Source organism: Bacillus sp. FSL K6-0972 (genome assembly GCF_037976035.1).
Lineage (GTDB): Bacteria > Bacillota > Bacilli > Bacillales > Bacillaceae > Bacillus > Bacillus haynesii.
Genome location: NZ_CP150260.1, coordinates 2,750,917 through 2,771,692 on the forward strand (window position 1 = coordinate 2,750,917; position 20,776 = coordinate 2,771,692).

General features: G+C 42.8%; 22 protein-coding genes and 1 pseudogene. All 23 read right to left on the reverse strand.

Annotated features, from left to right (window positions below; genetic code table 11):
- Positions 1–20: 20 nt before the first annotated feature.
- The 23 genes and pseudogenes from MKX80_RS13885 to recO all read right to left on the reverse strand — a co-directional run bounded on the left by MKX80_RS13885 (position 21) and on the right by recO (position 20,766).
- Positions 21–1,142, reverse strand: a complete 1,122-nt coding sequence (locus MKX80_RS13885) for a Nif3-like dinuclear metal center hexameric protein (RefSeq protein ID WP_154999440.1) — start codon at positions 1,140–1,142, stop codon at positions 21–23.
- A complete protein-coding gene (locus MKX80_RS13890) occupies positions 1,139–1,786 on the reverse strand; it encodes a tRNA (adenine(22)-N(1))-methyltransferase TrmK (RefSeq protein ID WP_234113242.1) in 648 nt (215 codons plus the stop codon). The genes MKX80_RS13885 and MKX80_RS13890 overlap by 4 nt, the downstream gene beginning before the upstream one ends.
- Positions 1,787–1,941: 155 nt before the next feature.
- On the reverse strand, positions 1,942–2,667 hold the full coding sequence (locus tag MKX80_RS13895; RefSeq protein WP_154999439.1) for an endonuclease V: 726 nt from the start codon (positions 2,665–2,667) through the stop codon (positions 1,942–1,944).
- Between the two features lie 256 nt (positions 2,668–2,923).
- Positions 2,924–3,148, reverse strand: coding sequence for a hypothetical protein (locus tag MKX80_RS13900; RefSeq protein ID WP_152846937.1), 225 nt, complete (start codon positions 3,146–3,148; stop codon positions 2,924–2,926).
- A 208-nt stretch (positions 3,149–3,356) separates the two neighbouring features.
- On the reverse strand, positions 3,357–4,016 hold the full coding sequence (locus tag MKX80_RS13905; RefSeq protein WP_268325845.1) for a hypothetical protein: 660 nt from the start codon (positions 4,014–4,016) through the stop codon (positions 3,357–3,359).
- Positions 4,017–4,425: 409 nt separating this feature from the next.
- Complete coding sequence (locus MKX80_RS13910; protein ID WP_268342739.1) at positions 4,426–4,830, reverse strand: hypothetical protein; 405 nt, start codon at positions 4,828–4,830, stop codon at positions 4,426–4,428.
- Between the two features lie 239 nt (positions 4,831–5,069).
- Entirely contained in the window at positions 5,070–5,273 is a 204-nt protein-coding gene (locus tag MKX80_RS13915; protein ID WP_268335039.1) for a T7SS effector LXG polymorphic toxin, read from the reverse strand.
- 102 nt (positions 5,274–5,375) lie between these two features.
- Positions 5,376–5,885 (reverse strand): annotated as a pseudogene (locus MKX80_RS13920) (Imm6 family immunity protein).
- A gap of 231 nt (positions 5,886–6,116) precedes the next feature.
- Complete coding sequence (locus MKX80_RS13925) at positions 6,117–6,620, reverse strand: cytoplasmic protein (protein ID WP_268294037.1); 504 nt, start codon at positions 6,618–6,620, stop codon at positions 6,117–6,119.
- Positions 6,621–6,773: 153 nt separating this feature from the next.
- Positions 6,774–7,283: an Imm6 family immunity protein gene (locus MKX80_RS13930; protein WP_268310029.1), complete on the reverse strand. Its 510-nt coding sequence runs from the start codon at positions 7,281–7,283 to the stop codon at positions 6,774–6,776.
- 16 nt (positions 7,284–7,299) lie between these two features.
- Positions 7,300–9,312, reverse strand: coding sequence for a T7SS effector LXG polymorphic toxin (locus tag MKX80_RS13935; RefSeq protein ID WP_182070362.1), 2,013 nt, complete (start codon positions 9,310–9,312; stop codon positions 7,300–7,302).
- 24 nt (positions 9,313–9,336) lie between these two features.
- Positions 9,337–9,600: a YwqI/YxiC family protein gene (locus tag MKX80_RS13940; protein ID WP_339226999.1), complete on the reverse strand. Its 264-nt coding sequence runs from the start codon at positions 9,598–9,600 to the stop codon at positions 9,337–9,339.
- Positions 9,600–10,034, reverse strand: coding sequence for a DUF5082 family protein (locus MKX80_RS13945; protein WP_154997306.1), 435 nt, complete (start codon positions 10,032–10,034; stop codon positions 9,600–9,602). The genes MKX80_RS13940 and MKX80_RS13945 overlap by 1 nt, the downstream gene beginning before the upstream one ends.
- Positions 10,035–10,416: 382 nt before the next feature.
- Positions 10,417–10,776, reverse strand: coding sequence for a cytochrome c550 (cccA, locus tag MKX80_RS13950; RefSeq protein WP_003183607.1), 360 nt, complete (start codon positions 10,774–10,776; stop codon positions 10,417–10,419).
- 356 nt (positions 10,777–11,132) lie between these two features.
- The gene (rpoD, locus tag MKX80_RS13955; RefSeq protein WP_043928723.1) at positions 11,133–12,254 is read right to left on the reverse strand and encodes an RNA polymerase sigma factor RpoD; all 1,122 of its coding nucleotides are present in this window, start codon (positions 12,252–12,254) and stop codon (positions 11,133–11,135) included.
- 23 nt (positions 12,255–12,277) lie between these two features.
- Positions 12,278–12,433, reverse strand: coding sequence for a hypothetical protein (locus MKX80_RS13960; protein WP_158039115.1), 156 nt, complete (start codon positions 12,431–12,433; stop codon positions 12,278–12,280).
- 26 nt (positions 12,434–12,459) lie between these two features.
- Positions 12,460–14,283 (reverse strand): DNA primase, encoded by a 1,824-nt coding sequence (gene dnaG, locus MKX80_RS13965; RefSeq protein WP_268342743.1) that lies wholly within the window; start codon positions 14,281–14,283, stop codon positions 12,460–12,462.
- A 32-nt stretch (positions 14,284–14,315) separates the two neighbouring features.
- The gene (locus MKX80_RS13970; protein WP_154997312.1) at positions 14,316–14,807 is read right to left on the reverse strand and encodes a YaiI/YqxD family protein; all 492 of its coding nucleotides are present in this window, start codon (positions 14,805–14,807) and stop codon (positions 14,316–14,318) included.
- A 263-nt stretch (positions 14,808–15,070) separates the two neighbouring features.
- Positions 15,071–15,883 carry a pyruvate, water dikinase regulatory protein gene (locus MKX80_RS13975; RefSeq protein ID WP_154997315.1) on the reverse strand — a complete coding sequence of 271 codons (813 nt, stop codon included), beginning with the start codon at positions 15,881–15,883 and terminating at the stop codon, positions 15,071–15,073.
- Between the two features lie 25 nt (positions 15,884–15,908).
- Positions 15,909–16,547, reverse strand: a complete 639-nt coding sequence (locus tag MKX80_RS13980) for a helix-turn-helix transcriptional regulator (RefSeq protein ID WP_094777426.1) — start codon at positions 16,545–16,547, stop codon at positions 15,909–15,911.
- 197 nt (positions 16,548–16,744) lie between these two features.
- Entirely contained in the window at positions 16,745–18,784 is a 2,040-nt protein-coding gene (gene glyS, locus MKX80_RS13985) for a glycine--tRNA ligase subunit beta (protein ID WP_182070356.1), read from the reverse strand.
- The gene (gene glyQ, locus MKX80_RS13990) at positions 18,777–19,664 is read right to left on the reverse strand and encodes a glycine--tRNA ligase subunit alpha (protein WP_003183621.1); all 888 of its coding nucleotides are present in this window, start codon (positions 19,662–19,664) and stop codon (positions 18,777–18,779) included. The genes glyS and glyQ overlap by 8 nt, the downstream gene beginning before the upstream one ends.
- A 331-nt stretch (positions 19,665–19,995) precedes the next feature.
- The gene (gene recO, locus MKX80_RS13995; RefSeq protein WP_339227006.1) at positions 19,996–20,766 is read right to left on the reverse strand and encodes a DNA repair protein RecO; all 771 of its coding nucleotides are present in this window, start codon (positions 20,764–20,766) and stop codon (positions 19,996–19,998) included.
- Positions 20,767–20,776 lie beyond the last annotated feature (10 nt).

Genomic DNA, 20,776 nt, shown 5'->3' on the forward strand with positions numbered 1-20,776 from the left:
TCCAGCTTCAGGTTTTGTTTTTATACAAACGTAAACGGGTTCGTATTTGTATCTGATGGAAAGACGGCGACATCGTATTTTTTCTCTTGGCACATCGCTGTCAGCTTTTTTGCAACCCCGTTTTTCATGATTTGTTCGGCATAATGTCCGGGGTCGACCACATTCAGCCCGATCATCATGGCATCGTGCGCTGTATGGAAATAAAGGTCTCCTGTGACATATACATCGGCACCCATACGTTTTGCATGATGGATGTATTTGTTGCCGTCGCCGCCTAATACGGCGACCTTCCTCACCTTCGCATCAGACTTGCCCACCATCCGCGCTCCGTTCGCTTCCAGCTTTTCTTTCACATAGCGGGCAAACGCTCCGAGTGTCATCTCTTCATTCAATTCACCGATACGGCCCAACCCTTTTTGAAGCGGATTCTGCTCGACGGGATAAATATCAAAGGCCACTTCTTCATACGGATGGGCCTCACTCATCGCTTTGATCACGGATTTTTCAATACCTGACGGATAAACGGTCTCGATTCTTACCTCTTCGACCCGCTCAAGCTCGCCCTGCTTGCCGATAAACGGATCAGCTTCAGACAGCGGCTTGAAGCTGCCGACTCCTTCTGATGAAAACGCACAGTGGCTGTAGGCGCCGATATGGCCGGCTCCAGCGTCTCCAAGAGCTGCGCGCACCTGTTCTTCATAATCTTTCGGGACATAGACGGCAAGTTTTTTCAGCGGCTCTTCATAGGTCGGAACGAGCACTTTTGTGTTCTTTAATTCCAGGGCTTCCGCAAGCATGTCATTGACTCCGCCGTCAGCGACATCGAGATTTGTATGAGCCGCATAAACCGCGATATCATGCTTGATACACTTTTCGATCAGCCTTCCGCCGGGCTGATCTGTGATGACATGTTTCAGCGGCCTGAAGACAGGCGGATGGTGCGCAATGATTAAGTCAACGTTCTTTGCAATCGCTTCATCAACCGTTTCTTCGAGAACATCAAGCGTAACCATGACATTGGCCACCGTTTTGTTCAGCGTGCCGATTTGCAGGCCGATTTTATCTCCTTCAACGGCTAAAGACTTAGGCGAGAACTGTTCAAACAATTGAATGATTTCATTTCCGTTTATCGATTTTGTCATCTTCTAAGTACCTCCTTTAAGATCTCTATCCGTTTTGACAGCTCAAGCAATTTTTGTCGATTTTCTGCACTCGGAGGAGCCGCTTCAATTTGTTGATAGATGTTTTCCGTATGTTTCAGCTCTTGCGACCATTTTTTGATAAAAACAGCATTTTGTTGTTTGGCCAAAAATGGGCCGACAAGCATGCCTGCCGTAAAGGAAACCCCATCGTAAGCCGCATCCCGATCGCCCGCTTCAGCCACGAGAACCTCATAGCACTTGCCGTCTTCTTCAAGGATCTCTTCATTGATCAGTTCATAGCCTTCCTGATAGAGCCACTCTCTAATATGGTGAGCATGGATATTCGGCTGTAAAATCAAACGTTCCTTACCTGAGAGCTTATCCTTGCCCGCTTTTAGAATGTGAGCAATGAGCGAACCACCCATTCCTGCAATCGTGATCACATCAGCTTCGCCCTTTTCAATCACTTCAAGCCCGTCTCCTTTCCTCACGGATATGAGCGAACTTAACTGCAGTTTCTCAACCTGCTGTTTCGCAGAAAGAAACGGACCATCTGTGATTTCTCCGACGATCGCCGCGCTTGTCAGGCGATTCAGCACACAATAGCAAGGCAAATACGCATGATCAGACCCGATATCAGCCATAACCGCCCCTTTTGTTATGTATTCCGCCACAGTCTGCAGCCTTTTCGATAACTTCAATTCATTCACAATCATCACAACTTTTCTAGATTCATTTTTCTTTTACTATCATATAAAAAATCGCTGTAGTTTCCAAGCTGGAACAGCAAATCAACATTCTACTCGGCCAATTTTTGATTTTCTCTATAGTACGCACGTAAAGCATGTGTCTCAAGATCCGCGAGCCGAACCGGAATCGGCAGCCTGCTTTCTCGATTGATCAAGCTCATCGCGATGTCATAACTGCTGTCTAAATCAAGCAAATGTCCGCATGATAGAAAAATCGGTTTGACATCTTGCCTTGTCCGCACCGCTCGTCCGTAGACTTCGCCATCAATTACAATATCGGTATAAGCGCCGAATTTATTATCAGGCATCACAAAATCAGTTTGTTTTATTTTTAAGTAAGTTTTCGCAATGCCGATCGTTGGCTTTTCGAGAAAAAACGCCGCATGTGTCGCAATTCCCATATGGTTAAAATGAAGGTAGCCATTCCCGTCAAATAAAAAAACATCCGGTTCAATCGTCAGCTTCTTGGCCGCTTCAATAATAAGCGGCAGCTCCCTAAAAGCAAGAAACCCTGCGATATAAGGCACATCAATTTTCCCTGCACTATGTACTTTTTCAATGACACGCTTCGTATGAAAATCCAGCACGATGATACTGCAGACACCAAACGCTTCACCATCTTCCTCCCAATAAGCTAAATCAACCCCCGCACAGGTTTGCAGAGCGTCTTTGCTGATGGAGTTTGCTAGATTGATATGTTTTTTTAGTTTTGTTTGTATCGTTAAGAAGTCATTTTCTTGGTTTAAATTAAAATCGTGTATGTTGTTGATGTTCATCTTTAAAAACCAACTTTCTATCATCCCATTTTTTTGAGCACCTTTATCTAGATCATATCTAAATTGTTCAGTTCATTCAAAGTTATTGATTAGGCACTTTAAATACATACCGGGATTAGTCGGAACATCACTCCAATATCGGACAGCAAGATGTCTTATAGAATGATCAGCATATAAAAAAGAACCCCTCAACAAGCAAAAAATTGGGAGCTCTGTTTGTCTTTTTGTAAATCGGGGTATGTTTTAATCATCATTATTATTCTTTATTTCTCAGCTTCATGGTCATACTGTTTACACCCTCAAAAAGAGCGTCCCGTATGATCTCAGTGTAATTCTCATAACTGTCGCTTTTGGCTTTAATGATATCTAAAACTTGTTTAAATTGTCCATCTACGATAATCGTAATGCCTTCGACCTTTTCACCTGTCTGATCATTCTCAAATTCCTCATTCAACATGGTTACCGTGTCATTACTATTCATAAAAAACTCTCCTATCTTTTTGAAAATAAACTTTTTCCCTTTATGATTGATCCAAAAGGTTTGATTTGTAGGAACTAGATTTGTAAAGTCCTCATAAACTCCGATCCAATGATTTGGTACATGCTGGCTCCAGGTACATTGAATACAACTTTTTCAGACTAAAATCGATTAATAATGAGGGGCTGAAGTCAAACAAATCATCGGCTGGCTATTTATATTTATGTTCGGCTGCTTTTTGAAGGGTGGCTTCTATGTGGGCCACTAATTTTTCCGGTCTTCTCGTTTCCATGTCTTCTAACGGGTTTTCCCAGTCCAGATCCTTTAATAACAGCATATAAAAAGTGCCTGAAGGCTCAATATCTACGTACCAGCCGACATCTAAAATCAAGCGGCTTTCTTTATGCTCCAACTGTAATAATGATGACGTGAAGTTAAACCAGTCATCACTGTCTTCCTCTAACTGATCTGGATCGATATCAATTAGTTTATTATAAGAGACGGTCCATCCTTGAGGAATTCTAAGACGTAAATAGTCGGGAGGTCCTTCAAAAATGAAAATGTTCCCTCCAAATGCCGTCGCTTCTATTTTCCAAATGATCCGTTCCAACTCGTTAACTAGCTGGCGGCGATCTTTAACATTGATTGTGTCAATCGTTTCTCCATGATTGTCACTAATATGAATTAGATATTCATCACGGCCTTTAATGATTTTGACCGCAGCATGATATCTTTGTTTTTCTAATTCTAATAATTTGGTATTTGGTTCAACTTTTTCATGTGTGTCGGTTAAATCATTATATTTAACGAACCAGCCGCACGGTATATTTATAGGTTCTAATGATTTTTTGGAATTAGACAAATCGTTCACTCCTGATTTGTGTATTCGTCTCTTGAGTTCGGTTCTTGTCCTCTTAATTGTTTTATTGCCAAGTTTTATACAAATAATGTGTCAGTACTTTACTATTTGCATTAGATGACTGACGGAGATCATCCTATTTCACCAACAGATCAATTGCCGACACTAAAATACACTGTGTCCACAAGCTCTCCTGCTTGGAGCATAGATCATGATCGTTTTCTTGCCTTTTATGTATAACAAAATGAAATATAAATCATCATATATTTTATTTCTTTTATCAACTGTCCAAGCATTAAGAAACCTTGAAAGCTATTGCCAATCAAAGTTTCTATAAAATCATATTTTATTGTCGCTTCATAATCCGTACAATAATTCCTTTCGAAAAAAGAGAATTACTGTCTCCTTAAAACTATATAGATCAAAATCCATGGTCAAAGTCTATTTCATACAAATTTACCCATTCCATAAAAGTCGGCATTGATTTAGTGGTAATAAACTCATTAATTATACGGTAAGCTGAATCACGATCTACATAACTGCAAGATGGAACCTTCATTGGCTCCCCACCTACTAAATGTTCCACCGTTTCTATTTCAACATTTTTATTCATTGGAACTAGGTAGTCTGGATGCCTCATTATAAAGAAACCATATGGTTCATCATAAAAGAAAATTAACCATTCATCACAGCCCTCTACTTCAAAACATGAATCCCCGCTTCCTTGCTTCCAATAATCCTCGCCTTTTTCAAATATAATACTTCTTATAAAATCATCATTCGGGTTTTCAATTGGTTCTTCAACCGGTCCATTATAAGTGATCATATTAATACCACCTTATTTCGTAGCCTCAAGTATTATTGGCTTGTTACTTTTTTAGATAAACTTCCGTGTCTTTCATAAGCCCTGCGTGAAATTCAGCATGAGTTAGTTGAGCATATCCTAAGTGTTTAGGTGACTCTTTTGGGCAAGACCCACTGTACTTCTTTAGCCATTTTCCCCTTAATTATCTAGTGGCCTTTTGCGATTCCTTTATAACAGTTGAGTTTACACCAAAATGAGTTCTACTTTGAGTCGATGGTGTTTTGCCTGATTGTTTGCGCTTTAGATATTTTATCAATATAATCGTCCAGCGTCCAATTGTCCCAAGCAACGATAGCACTGATGCTTACGGTGATTTTATCTATTTCCAGCTTGAGCCCTGAGACAATTTCCGCCCCTTTCAAAACCGCGTTTTTCAGTTCATGATCCAAAAAAGGGTCTCCCATATAAGAATCGGATCCCCTTTGCTTGGCAATCAAGTGCTTTATTCTTAACTTTAGGAGCGGTTAATAAACATATATTAAACTTACGATTGAGTTCTTTCATAATTATAATAACTTTATAAACTCTTCTCTATTTGTGGAGATCTCCTCTTTTGTACTCTGATAATCCTCAATGCCCTTTCTTATCTTTTCAACCTCTTTCGATGTGATAAAACCTGTTTCCACTGCACTGTTTAAAAAGATGATAATACTATCGTTATTGATACCCTCTAACGCTTGTGGTAAATATTTCACTTCTTCTTTTTTATAAGCTTCCCAAGAAGTAAAAGCGACTGCATCAACAAATAGTGACCACAGCCTAGCAATATTCAAGTCTTCTTCTTCCTAAGCAAATTCTGAAATTCCTGTAAAGTATGCGTTATCAATAAGCTCGTATAAGTCATCACCAGTAACGGCATAAGATTCAACCCATAACCAACATTTGTTCAATGTTTCTCTTCCTTCCGGATACCTTTCAGCGTCTTTGCTGATTATAGAAAATACTCTTTCGGCAACTGTTAAAATAAAGCCTACTTTAACTTCATCTTGTAAAATATCCAAAAATATATTATTCATGATTTCCCCCTTATTCACGCGGACAATTGGAGTGCCGATGTGATCGTCTGTTCTACGTAGACGCTTTCTTTATGCTCTAACTGTAGGAAGAGATAGGCTGAACTTTCTCATTGTAATTCATTTACCTTTGTATACATTAACTGATTGTCATCACCAAACTGTCTCAATTATTCAAAAAACCTTGAAAAACATACAGCTAATCAAGGTTGAAAGCGATTATATTTATTTTTCTTATTCGTTGCTACTAGATGGGACAAACACAATAAATTCCCCTTTAGGATAGGTTCCCTTCCAACCGCAAGGCCATCCGCCTTCTTTATATATCTCAAAAACCTTTTCATAAAAATTATTTGTTTTTCCATTGACCAACCGATTTAAAGCACACATTGTGAGGTCTCCTTCAATCTCCTCATGAATATCTACATAATCAAACGGAAGAAAATTTTCAGAGTAATTTTCATAGTCACCGAAATACTCGTATAAATCATCTTGCTGAGTAGCTAGATCTAGATCGTATATCTTTTCTACAATATTTCCAGTTTCTAATGACTTAACATTCTCCCACACTGTATCAACTTCATTTAAATCTTGTGACCAGGCCAAATTTTGTGCATCACTAAAATTATTAATTACTTGCAAATTAGGGACATTAAAGTTCTCATTGAAAAACATCTTGTTATTACGAATAAAGCTCATTACTTCTTCGACTAATGGAGTGTTCTTACCAAAATTCATTTAGATAACCACCTTTCCCATAACTCTTCGGTTGCTTCACCGCCTCTGTTCCAAATAGGGAGCTTTTTATTTTTTCCACTTTTTTAAAATTCTTTAGATATTCCCATTTATTAAATAAAATAAGAAAGCTGGGATATCCCAACTTTCTTATTTTTATTCTACACTATTAAGTAAAAAATCTTGAATGCTCTCCCTGGAAACTTTTTCTGCCCCCTCTTTTTTCAAAAACTTCAAAAAAGCTTTTTCTTTTTGACCTTGATTTTTAGATAATAAGCTAAAGTGACTATGAAATTCCTCAAATAACTCGTAAGAATCAATAGATTCGATGGTTTCAGGTAAATACTCATCTTTCTGATATTTATATGCTTTGTAAATTGTATAAGATATTGCATCGGCAATACATATCCAAGCATCTAGATCATCTTCATTTGATTCAAGCTGCATTAAAGTTAAAATCCCTGTGTCATCTAAATTTTCCAGGTAAGTATAAAGATCGTCTGCTTCTATATTCTTGTGTTCAAGCCACTTCCAGCAGGCATCTAATGCTTCTTTTATATAATTGAAATCATTTGATTGTTTTAATGTAGGAACTATTGCTTCACAAAGTCCTAAATAATATGCAGGTTTTAAATCATCATTCAATTCTTCCCACTCTTGAAACATCTACTACACTCCTCAATTAAATATATTCGCCATTTTTAATAACAAAATTCAATCTTCCGTTTGGCTTGATTCCTTGAATAGTTTCAGAAGTTACTTCTATCGTTAGGTTAGGAAAAATCTTGCTAAATTGCTTAAATACTCCAGCAGGTACATTTGGATTATTTAGTCCTTGAATACAGGTTGGACAAACCCCTTTAGGATTAGATTGGTGAATTTTTAATGTTCCTGTTATTTCAGCAGGATTTTTTCCTAAAGCTTCTACTTTGCTTATAAAGTCATTTAACACGCCTTCTTCAGCATGTCTTGTTGCACTTGCGATTTTTCCTGGAGATTTTATAGGTCTATCTGGCATTACTGAGTCTAAATCGGGAAGCCCGGCCTCTTTTCTAACTTTAGGCGACCCACCCTCAAATACTAAATTTTCCAAACCTTCCACATCTGTCTTTCCAACCGCAACAGTGTCAGTTTTAGGAACATTCCATTTTTGGCGTAGAACATCTAAATCAGCTTTTCCAACATCTATTTTACTACCAGTCCTATTGGCTCCCTTACTGACGTTCCCCCCACCACTCACCATCTTCACAACCCCAAGCTCTTTCACCGGCGTTTTCTCAACATTCACGCGGACAATTGGGGTGCCGATGCGGTGGCCTGTTGCGGTGGCCGGCTGTTCGACGTAAACGCGGACGTTTGTCGGAACTTGGAAGGATTTCACCTTTTCAAGGATATTGTTTCCTTTTTGCACCAGCGCTGCTTTTGGCGATCTAGCGAGCGGAATGTTTTTGCCGGCCGTTTTGGCCAATGTTTGAGCGCCGTGATTTGCCGTTTTTGCGACAGCACCTGCGCCTACGAGGCTCAAGGTGGCTTCGATCAGGCCTTGTTTCCGCCTTTCTTCAGAAACTTTGTTTCCAAACATGTCCTTGCCCGTGACGGCTTCTGAAAACCCATTTGAAGCGACAAGGCCGTAGGCGCCCATTTCCGTCATTTTCAAGACGTTCAACGTTTTTGAGGCTTTGTAGGCGTCAAGCGCGTGATCAGCGGCGATGAGTCCTTTTCCTGTTTTATAAATGGCTTTTCCGCCTTTGAAGGCACGGCCTGCCCACCCTACGATCGGAATAAATCCTGCTGCCGCCATTGCTCCGGCGGCGACACGCTGGCCGTTTGTCAGCTTTTCTCCTGTGACCGGGTCGACGCCTTCAGCGGCTCTCTTATAATCATAATACCCGCTGACTTCTCCGACAAATGTTCCGGCAGCGTCAAGCGCTTTTAAATACCAAGGCTTGTTCGCTTCTTCTTCTTGTTTTTCCTGAAGCCTGCGCGCTTCTGCCTGTTCGTTTTTGAATTCAATATAATTGGCGGCTTGAGTCTCAACTTCTATCGTATTTTTATAGATCTCGCTTGAGTGGAACGATTTCAAGCTAAAATACATCGGCGAGGCGGTTTTTCCGTGGCTTGTAGCTTCCATCAGCCCGGAATATTTGCCGAGCACGGCGCTGTCGAGCGCTTGTAAATTCATGTATTCTGTCTTGAGCGATTCATCCAGCTCACGAACGGCGTCGATGGTGTTTTGCCGGGTTGTTTGCGCTTTAGACATTTTATCAATATAATCGTCGAGCGTCCAATTGTCCAAGTCAACGATATCGCTGATGCTTGCGATGATTTTATCCATTTCCAGCTTGAGCCCAGAGACGATTTCCGTCGCTTTCAAATCCGCGTTTTTCAGTTCATGATCCAAAAAAGAGACTTCAACATAAGAATCGGACAGCTTTTTGTCTTTTATATCACCTGATACACCTTTAAAAAAAGCAATCTGCGCTTCAACAAGCTTTAACCAGCTGTCAACGATCTCTGCCTGTCCCTTGTAGAAGTCTTTAATGTTGTCGGCACCTTTCCCCTGAAAATCATCACCTAAATCAGCGACTCCGAGAAACGCTTTTTTGAGCGTTTGCAGTTGATCCTCAAACGTTTCATATTGTTTTTTCCGGTTATTCGCTGCTTCAATTAAAGAATGCGCTTCAAATACTTTCATTGAATTGTCCTCTCTAACCTCAGGCTATTTTCTGGCGATTGCTTTGTCCTGTTCTTTAAGCAAATCGACATTTTCCTTCGTATCCCTTATGTTTTTGTGTACGGCTTTTTTGTAATCAGCCACCATCTGATGAATGTTCTGCTCGCGTTCGTGGCACTTTGTCGTATATGTCAATTTATTTTTCCCTGCAACTTGCGGAGGGTTTGGCAGGTCTAGGGCATCGAGCGCCTCTCTTACGGCCTTCAGCTTTTTGATGACCGCTTCATGTTTCAGCTTGATTGTCGTCATTAAAACCAGCTCCAACTGTTTTTGATTGAGCGGATTTTATCGCTTAATTGATCAACTGCTTTTTCCCCGAGAGAGAGCAAATGATCCGCCTCTTTAGCTGCCGCTCCCGCCAATTCAAGGCTGTGCTTTTCAACTTCCAGCGCAAAAATTTTTCTTTCCAGCTGCGAAATATAGCCTTCGTACTTTCCGTTTACGATGTTGTACATTGAAGTATGGGCCTCATCCCGTTCGTCATCAAAATCGTTGGCGAAGTCCCCTGTCCAGTGGCTGTTCAGATGAGGATGCAAGATTTGTCTGATCTCGACAATCCCGGTTTCGTGTTCTTTCTCAATCTCCTTTTTGGCTGTTTTGACTCGTTCAATCCGGCTTTCTACATCAGCCAGCTTTTGGTTAATCGTGCTGTGGATATGATTCAATATGCTCGCATGACTCATATGATTCACCTCAGGGAAATACTCAAATAGACGGATGACACCAGTGCATCCGCTGCATTTTTTCCATTTATATAATAGTAAAATAGATGCAATCTTACTTAAATAGGGTGGATTGCTTATTTTTTCCCTTGCAAAGATGAGTGCAGCCTCCAGAAAAAGTAATAAAGACCTATTTCCGATAGACGCCGCAAACGCCGCACCGTCATAAAGGACGGAATCACGGATGCTGAAATAGTTCAAATCACCCTTTCGAGGTGACTCCTCGTCAAGCAACATCACCCATTTACCGAAAACAGAAAAAGGATTCGCACAAAAGCTCTTGTCAAAGCTTTTATTGCGAATCCTTTTGGTAATGAAACGATTTTAGCCAATCTGGAAAAAGCTATTTAATTTCTGACACCCATTTAGCCATATCATCAAGCTTTTCCGCAGGAACCAGTCCTCCCGGCATTCCGTTGCCGCCTTTTTCAATCTTTTCTTTAATCGCACCTGTATCCATCCGGTCCCCGACTCCTTTCAGTTTAGGGCCTGATACACCTTCATAATTCTCGCCGTGGCAGGTTACACAGTTCGCTTTGTAAATTTCTTCAGGCGAGGCATCCGCTTTGTCTTCTTGAGCTGTTTTATTCCCTTCGCCTGCAATTTCTTTTGCGTCATAAAGGCCTTTTATGGATAAGATAAAAACCAGTCCTATGCCCATAATGGCGATTAACAAAAATGGTATCAATGGATTGCGGTTCATTTTACATCCCCCTTTTTAATTTACCCCTGCCCCTTATGTAAACAATTCTAATTCTACTTTAATTTTACAAAAAGTAAACCGGTTATGAAACAAAAGCTGATGAAGTTCACATTTTAGACAAAATAATGGACGATGAAGCGATTGTTCATTCCCAATTTAAAAACCAGTTTTTGAATACGGTTACAACAACAATTATAAAGGGCTTTTCCTTCGATCTCAAGGTTATAATGACTCAAAATACACTTTTGGGTATTTGCAAATTCGAAAGAAATTAAGTAAAATATAATCGGGTTACCAATAATAGCGCTTTCATTTCTTTCGTGAAAAAAAGAACGGATCTCCTGACCCGTTCAAGTTTATTCGAGAAAATCTTTCAAGCGTTTGCTTCTGCTTGGATGTCTTAATTTACGAAGTGCTTTAGCTTCTATTTGGCGAATTCGTTCTCTTGTTACCCCGAACACCTTACCAACTTCTTCTAATGTTCTTGTACGACCATCATCAAGGCCGAAGCGAAGGCGGAGCACATTTTCTTCACGGTCTGTCAATGTATCCAGTACATCTTCAAGCTGTTCTTTCAGCAATTCATATGCTGCATGATCTGACGGAGAAGTCGCTTCCTGATCCTCAATAAAGTCTCCCAGATGTGAATCGTCCTCTTCACCGATCGGAGTTTCGAGTGAAACCGGTTCCTGAGCGATCTTTAGGATTTCACGGACTTTTTCAGGCGTCAGGTCCATATCTTCCGCAATCTCTTCAGGCGTTGGTTCGCGGCCGAGATCCTGAAGGAGCTGCCTTTGAACACGAATCAGCTTGTTGATGGTTTCAACCATATGAACAGGAATCCTGATCGTTCTCGCCTGGTCGGCAATCGCCCTTGTAATCGCCTGTCTGATCCACCATGTCGCGTATGTGCTGAATTTGTATCCTTTGCGGTAGTCAAACTTTTCTACCGCCTTCATCAGGCCCATGTTTCCTTCCTGAATAAGGTCAAGGAAAAGCATTCCGCGGCCGACATACCGTTTTGCGATGCTGACGACAAGTCTCAAGTTGGCTTCAGCGAGACGGCGCTTCGACTCTTCGTCGCCTTCTTCGATTTTTTTCGCGTATTCAATTTCTTCTTTTGCAGACAAAAGGTTTACCCGTCCGATTTCTTTTAGGTACATGCGGACAGGGTCGTTTATCTTAACGCCCGGAGGCACGCTTAAATCGTTAAGGTCAAATTCTTCCTCGGCCTTGGCCAGCTGTTGAATATTAGGATCCTCAGTTTCTTCGTTCTCGCTAATTAATTCAACGCCTTGTTCTCCTAAAAATTCATAATACTCATCCATTTGGTCTGATTCGATTTCGAAGCTGGACATGCGCTCTGCAATTTCTTCATATGTGAGCACTCCGCGCTTTTTTCCGGCTTCTGTTAATTGATCCCTCACCTGTTCAAATGTGAATTCAGTTTCGGTCTCGTGTGCTTGTTTATCAGCCATTCATGGATCCCTCCTTCCAAAACTTACAGACGAATTCTAAAAGCATCCCGCTTTTTTGTTCCTATTTCACAAGTAAAGCCTTCTCTCTCATCTAGGGCTTCACGGGAAAGCAAATCATAAATTGACAATATATGATTAGGACAAGCAGCTTTTGCTCCTCCGTTAGGATTCATTGCCAAAAGCTTCTCCTATTATATATAACGGTTTATTTCAGCGAACGGTTCAGCTTAACAATTTCCTGCGCCAAAGTTGCCGCTTTGATGAAGTCTTTTTGCCTCTCGGCTTCCGCCCTTGCAGCTTCTTTTTCTTTTATCATTGACCAATTTCGATAATTCAACACTTTTTTTACATAATCAGATAATTCCGCTTCACTTAATTCTTCGCTTACCTGAAGCATTAAGATATCTGTCAGAAGCTGGCCGAGTTCCTGATCCTCGACTCTCTTAAAGAGCTCCTGGATAGAAATGTCCGCTCCTTCTTCATACATGGCGTACAAATAAGCGGCAATCGCGCGGTGCTGATCAAGGTTGAATTCAAAGCCCACCCGGTCCAAAACCTTTCGAATGACGTCCCGGTCATGAATCATGTGGGCCAGGAGCATTCGCTCTGCATTTTCATGAGCCGGCCGAAGCCCCGCCTTTCTCCGCGGCGCGCGCAATACTGCTGCCTGCCGCTCTTTTGAGTCCTGGCGGCTGCTTTCCCTGCTGCGGCTTACAGCCTGCTTTTCAAATACGGAAAGCTGATCCTTCAAGGATTCAAATGAGATTGAAAATTCATTTGCCAGCTGTTTGATGTATATTTCCTGTTCCAAAGGCCCGCTGAGAAGGCTGACTGCCTTCAGTACATCATTGATATAGGCTAAACGGTCTCCTTCATCAGACAGGTTTCTGCCCTTGCGGAAATAGTTCATTTTAAACGTCATCATCGTAACGCTGGCCCCTATTACATCATTCTTAAATTTCTCGCTGCCGAATTTTTTGATGTAGTCATCGGGATCCAGCCCGTCAGGTATCATGGCAACCTTGACGTTGCAGCCTTTTTTCTGAAGAATCTCCGCCGCTTTCAGCGTGGCTTCATAACCGGCATGATCCGAGTCATAGCACAAGATGACCTCTCCGACATTTCGCCTGATGATCTTCGCATGTTCTTCCGTCAGCGATGTGCCCATCGTGGCGATCGATTCTTTCACACCGGAGCTGACTGCTGAAATAACATCGGCAAATCCTTCAAAAAGGACGACCCTCTCTTCTTTTCGAATGTGAAGGCGGGCCTGATGGAAATGATAGAGGAGCTTGCTTTTTCGAAAAAGCGGCGTCTCCGGGCTGTTCATGTATTTTGGCTGCTCCCCGGTGAACGTCCGTCCGGAAAAAGCGACCGTTGCGCCGTGATGATCATGAATCGGAAACATAATCCTGTTTCTGAAACGGTCAAAATATCCGTCTCCATTCTCACGTCTGATGATGAGTCCAGCTCTTTCCATCAGCGCAAGATCAAAACCTCTCCGTTCCAAAAATTTCGTGATGAAATCCCAAGAATCAAGGGCGCATCCGATTTCAAACTGCTCGATCTGCTCCATCTTAAAGCCTCTTTCAAGCAAATAATCGAGCGCTTCCTGGCCTTCCTTTGTATTGACGAGCAAATGATGATAAAATTTCTTTAACAGATCATGAGCTTCTGCCATTTTCTGTTCATCCGAACTGCCTGTGCTGTATGCTGATACAGCTGCAACCTGCTCCGGCAGATCTATTTGATATTTGTCCGCCAGGTGAGAGACGGCCTCGGTAAATGAATAACCTTCCATTTGTCTTAAAAATGAAAAAACATTCCCTCCCGCTCCGCAGCCAAAACAATGAAAAATCTGTTTTTCTCCGGAAACGGAAAAAGATGGGGTATTCTCACCATGAAAAGGACAAAGCCCAAAATAATTACGCCCTTGTTTTCTTAACTGGACGTACTCTCCGATAACTTCTACGATATCAGCTGATTTCTGCACCTGTTCTACAATTTCGTCTGGTATACGATTGCCCATGTTCCAACACTCCGTCGTACATAATTCGCTGCTTAGTACGTAAATCCTTCAATTTTCGACAAGATTTTTTGCAGCTCTTTGACAAATCGCTCTCGGTCTTCCTTGACCAGTTTTTTCGGGCCTTTCGTGTAACGTCCGCTTCTTCTCAATTTTTGTGCGACGTGACGGCGGAAAAGAGCATGATCGATGGAGTTCTCTTCGAAAAGATAACCTCTCTCCGACATCACATAGACCTTTTTGCCAAGCAAAAGCGATGCCAGCCCGATATCTTGTGTAACGACGACATCACCTGGTCGAACATGGTTGGCAATGTACAGATCCGCTGCTTCTTTGTGCGGATCGACATATGTCCAATTCTCTTCTGCTTTCCTTGTGACTTGAAAATGCTCGAATGAAGCCACGAATACCACCTTTACGTCGAAATCCGCCGCTGTTTTGAGCACTTCATCTTTCACCGGGCATGCGTCTGCATCGACAAAAATCGTCCTTTCTTTTTCAAGAAGACTAATTCTCCATCCCTCCATCAATCTCCTGCTATAAATACAGGCAAAATCACACAGGTTTCAAAATTAATCGATCTATAAGAATTTGTCGAAAGTTTTTTTCGGGAAATTCTTGACACGATACCCATAATAGTTTATTCGTTCTGTACTAAGCTTAAACCTAAAAGTTAATTATTTTATCACAATTTTTTATTATAATACAAATGGGTTAAAGATGCTATCATTTTCACTTTTCCCAAAACCATCAAAGCAAAAACCCAGGATGGGGTGTCCTGAGTTTATTCTTAGACCCTTTTTGTCATCATGTTGTGAATAATGTTGGCCGTTTCCTCTACTGCTTTATTTGATACGTCTACAACATTGCAGCCAATGCGGCCGACGATCTTTTCAAAGAATTCAAGCTCTTCTTTGATGCGGTTGATATTAGCGTAAATGGCTTTGTCGTTGAGGCCGAGCGATTTCAGGCGCTCCTTGCGGATATGGTTCAGCTTATCTGGGCTGATTTTTAATCCGATGCATTTAGCCGGATCAACGGTAAAGAGCTCTTCGGGAGGATCCACCTCGGGAACGATCGGAACGTTTGCCACTTTTAACCGTTTGTGAGCCAGGTATTGGGATAACGGAGTTTTGGACGTTCTCGACACGCCGATCAGCACGATATCCGCTTTTAAGATGCCCCTTGGATCTCTGCCGTCATCATATTTCACGGCAAATTCGATCGCCTCTACCTTCTTAAAATAATCTTCGTCCAGCTGTCGGACTCTGCCGGGCTCATATTTGGCGCTGAAGCCGTAGACCGACTCCATTTTCTCAATCAGCGGGCCGATGATATCGTAATACACGACATTCGCCTTTTCGGCTTCGGCGATTAAAAATTCACGAATCTCCGGGACAACAAGCGTAAAACAGATGATGCCGCCGTCCGCTTGCGCCAGCGAGATCACTTCTTTTATTGTTCCGCGGTCTTCGACATAAGGAATCCGCCTGATATTTGTCTGCTCGGATGAACCGTTAAACTGGCTGATAGCCGCTTTGACTACGAGCTCAGCGGTCTCGCCGACAGAGTCTGATACAACATAAATCGTCCGATTACTCATGATATCCCTCCATTTGAAGTTCACTCTACATGATTTCATTTTCAGATAAGCCGACTAAAATTTTTGTCATGTTCGTTTTCGTAATTCTTCCCACAACTTCATAGCCTTTTTCTGTATCTTTTACAACAGGCAGTGCGTCAATTTGTTTCTCGATGAGCATCTTGGCAATGTCCAAAATGAAATCTTCGCGCCTGCAAAGCGTAATGTTCGGCATTCTCGTCATAATGATATGGACGGGTATTGAAGGGAGCTCCTGTTTGCCGATGCTGGCTCTGAGCAAGTCTTTTCGTGAAAGTACACCGACTAAGATGGCATTATCATCAACGACAAAAAGCGTTCCTACGTCCTCTAAAAACATCGTGCAAATCGCATCATAAACGGAGACATTTTCATGAATGACCACCGGAATGGACTGGAAGTCTTTCACCTGCAGCTTTTTCAGCTTATCAGCCAACAGCTGCGTGCCCGTCTTTCCCGTGTAGAAATAACCGACCCGCGGCCTTGCTTCCAAAAATCCTGACATCGTCAATATCGCCAAATCCGGACGAAGCGTAGCCCTCGTCAAATTCAGCTTTTCCGCGATATGTTCTCCGGTAATCGGCCCGTTCTCTTTGACAATCTGCAAAATATGCTCCTGACGTTTATTTAGTTCGATCGTACTCACCACCTTTAAGCCGAAGCTCACAATTCGTTCGTTATGTATAAAAGTCGATAACATATTATAACGCATATGAAGACTAAAATAACAGCAATTACAATTGAATTCTATGAAAAAGACAGGCACAATTTGACAAGGATGTGAAAAATCGATTTGAGCAAAAAGACGATTGCCAGCCTGTCAGCAACCGTCTTCTGCGGTGTTTATTTTACAATGATGGCATTGATGTTTGCAAAAGATCGGATCAGCTCAGCCAAGCTTGCCATTTGCGCCAGGCGGTTTGCTTTTAATCTTTCGTCTTCGGCATGTACCATCGTATGATCAAAATAAGCTTCAATCGGCTCTTTCAGCTTGGACAGCTCACTGAAGGCGCCCTCATAATCTTTTGCTTGGTAAAGGGTCTCTATTTGCTGTCTGCATGCCTCATAAGCTTTGTAAAGCTCCTCTTCTTGAGGGTTTTCAAACAGTGACGCGTCGATGGCATTCGTTTCACTCTTTTTGCTGATCGAAATAACCCTTGCCAGCGCTTCAGCCGTTTCTTTAAATTCCGGTTTGGCTGCAGCCGCTTCAAGGACAGCGGCTTTTTTGACAGCCGAATACGGCTCAAGGTTCGAGCTTTCGAGCACGGCATCCACAACATCATAGCGGATGTTTTCCGCTGTTAATACGTATTTGAGGCGCTGTTTAAAGAATTCGAGCAGTTCGCTGTTTGCTTCCTGTCCGGCAAACGCAGCCAGTTCTTTGAATGAAATGCCCCAGTTCCGGTCAAGCAGGATTTGGACGATACCGCTCGCCTGTCTTCTCAGTCCATACGGGTCCTGAGATCCTGTCGGAATAACGCCGATTTTAAAGAATGAAGCGACCGTATCGAGTTTATCCGCTAATGCGACGACGGCGCCGACGATTGATGAAGGCGTTTCCCCTCCGGCTTGTCTCGGCATATAGTGCTCATTGACTGCGAGCGCCACTTCCTCTTTCTCACCGAGCATCCGCGCATATTTTTCACCCATGATGCCCTGCAGCTCAGGAAATTCGTAAACCATGTGTGTTACAAGGTCGAATTTTGAAATGTGTGAAGCGCGCTTGATCAGCTGCACCGTCTCTTGATCCGCTCCGATGACTTCAGCGATCCGTTCAGCAACCGCCTCAGTGCGTCTCACTTTGTCTCCAAGCGATCCCAATTCTTCATGGAAAACGATCTTTTCGAGTTTTTTCACATTCTCGTCAATGTTTAATTTTTGATCTTCTTTATAGAAGAAGGCGGCGTCTGAAAGCCTTGCTCTCAGCACTTTTTCGTTCCCTCTCGCCACGTTTTCAAGGGCGCGGCTGTCTCCGTTGCGCACGGTCACAAAGTAAGGAAGCAAGCTGCCGTTTTCATCTTTGACAGGGAAATAACGCTGATGCTCTTTCATCGTTGTCACGAGCACCTCTTCAGGAATTGCGAGAAATTCCTCTTCGTAAGAACCGAACAGAACCGTTGGATATTCAACCAGATGGTTGACCTCATCAAGCAGATCCTCGTCTCTCGGAATGTCCCAGGACTTTTCAGACGCCAGTTCGTCAAGCTGCTTAACGATCATCTGCTTTCGTTTGGCCGGATCAGCAATCACAAACTGGCTTTCAAGTGCCGCTTCGTATTCAGAAGGTGCGCTCAAGTCGGCTGCTTTTCCGAGGAAGCGGTGTCCCTGTGTTGTGCGGCCGGTTTCGACATGAGCGACTGAAAACGGAACGACTTCACTGCCGAACAGTGCGACGATCCATTTAATCGGCCTGATATATTTCAAATCTTCGCTGCCCCAGCGCATGTTTTTCGGAAAGTGGAGGCTTGTCACCAAGTCGCGGAGCTCAGGAAGTAATGAAAACGTATCCTGACCTTTTTGGAATTTTTGCACAAATACATATTCCGTTCCTTTGATGTCTTTAAAATACAAATCTTCCGGACTTGCTCCTTGACCCCGTGAAAAGCCGATGGCCGCCTTTGTCCATTCGCCGTTTTCATCAAGGGCGATTTTCTTTGCCGGTCCTTTCGCTTCTTCTTTCACATCATCCTGCTTCTCCGCCACATTCTCGACAAGAACGGCCAGTCTTCTAGGGGAGTTATACAGCTTGACGGAACCGAAGGCAATATTTTTTTCCTTGAGCCAGCTTTCCAGCTTTTCACCAAGCTGAGTCATGCTGTCATGCATGAAGCGCGCCGGCATTTCTTCTAATCCGATTTCTAAAAGCAAATCTTGATTACTCATGTGAAGCCTCTTCCTCCTTCAGCATTGGGAAACCCAACTTTTCGCGTTCATCATAATACGTTTTTGCCACTTTCCTGGCCAGGTTTCTCACCCTTGCGATATATCCTGTTCGCTCCGTCACGGAAATCGCTCCTTTTGCGTCAAGCAAGTTGAACGTATGCGAGCATTTCAGAACATAATCATAAGCAGGATGGACAAGTCCCTGATCCATTTGGCGGTTTGCTTCTTTTTCGTACGTTGCAAACAATTCGAACAGCATGTCGACGTCAGATGTCTCAAACGTATAGACGGAATGCTCGTATTCAGCCATCTTGAACAGGTCTTTTATCGTATAGCCGTTCGTCCATTCGAGGTCAAAGACGTTTTCTTTGTCTTGAATGTAAGAAGCAAGGCGTTCAATACCGTATGTGATTTCCACAGAGACCGGTTTGCACTCAAGCCCGCCGACCTGCTGGAAATAGGTGAACTGGGTAATTTCCATGCCGTCAAGCCACACTTCCCAGCCAAGCCCGGCGCAGCCGAGCGACGGATTTTCCCAGTTATCCTCGACAAAGCGGATATCATGCTCCAGAGGGTCGATTCCAAGGGCTTTTAATGAATCTAAATAAAGCTCTTGAATGTTGTCGGGAGACGGCTTAATGATCACCTGGAATTGATGGTGCTGATAAAGCCTGTTCGGGTTGTCCCCGTATCTTCCGTCCGCAGGGCGTCTTGACGGCTCCACATAAGCGACTTTCCAAGGCTCAGGCCCAAGGCTCCGCAAAAATGTATATGGGCTCATCGTTCCTGCACCCTTCTCTACATCATAAGACTGCAAAAGTACGCATCCTTCATTGGACCAATGCTTTTGCAGGGTCAGAATCATTTCTTGAATATTCAAATGAAGCACCTCCACAAAACGTGTTTTCAAGTTTAATTTTTGGCATAGGGCTGGTTTGGGCAGAAAAAAACTCCCGTCCCTATGCTTGTTTACCCACAAACATAGGGACGAGAGTTCTCCCGCGGTTCCACCCTAATTGCTGAGAGGAAATGTCTCAGCCTCTTTTTTAAAAGTTGCTCAGGGAATGCCTTTCATTACGCTCTCATCCCCGGCTTTCACCGCCCCGGAGTCGCTTCAATGAGGCCGTGCGCAATTACTTCTTTCCGTCAACGCAACGTCATTATTGAATCCAATCTTCATGTCATGATCTTATAAAAAGATGAAGAGGTTGTCAACTTTTGTTTTCATCACCCAGCATCTTTTTCATATTGTCCATTTGTTCCATGAAGCGCCGCGATTTCAGGTAGATCCCTGAATACTCTTCATAGTACGTCTGAATGACTCTTTTCAGCTCATCCTTTGTCTCCTGTTTGACCGAGACATTTCCGAGCCTTGACAGGTCAAAATAAAAAAACAGTCTCAACAGCCTGGCAGATGCGGGAGACAGCGGTATCCTGTATGGATCTTTCGCAAAACAGCGGTGGCAGATAAAGCCGTTGTCGCGGATCGAAAAATGAAATGTGCCGTCTTTGCTTTTGCAGTGCACACATTCATCCAGCTCCGGATACAGCCCCATCACGTTGAGCATTTTGACTTCGATGAGGTTGGCGATAATGTCGGGATCTGTACCGTCATTCAGCCTCCTCATTGACTGAAGAAGCAGCTCAAATAAAAACGGATTCGGTTTCTTTTCCTCCGTTCCCTTGTCAATTAATTCAGCGATGTAGGCCGCGTATGCTGTTAAAAACAGATCCTCGCGGATATTCCTCATGCTTTCGATCATCTCGCCCTGCTCCAATGTGCCGAGACCGGATGATTTACGGAATAAAAAAGAAGCATAAAGGAACGGCTGGGAAATCGCTGACAAGCGGCTGTTCGGCTTTTTAGCGCCCCTTGCCAGCACACCGATTTTCCCGTGTTCTCTCGTCAACAGCGTAATGATTTTATTTGTTTCACCATAGTCGTTTGTACGAAGGACGATACCTTCACATTTCGTCAGCATATGTGCACCA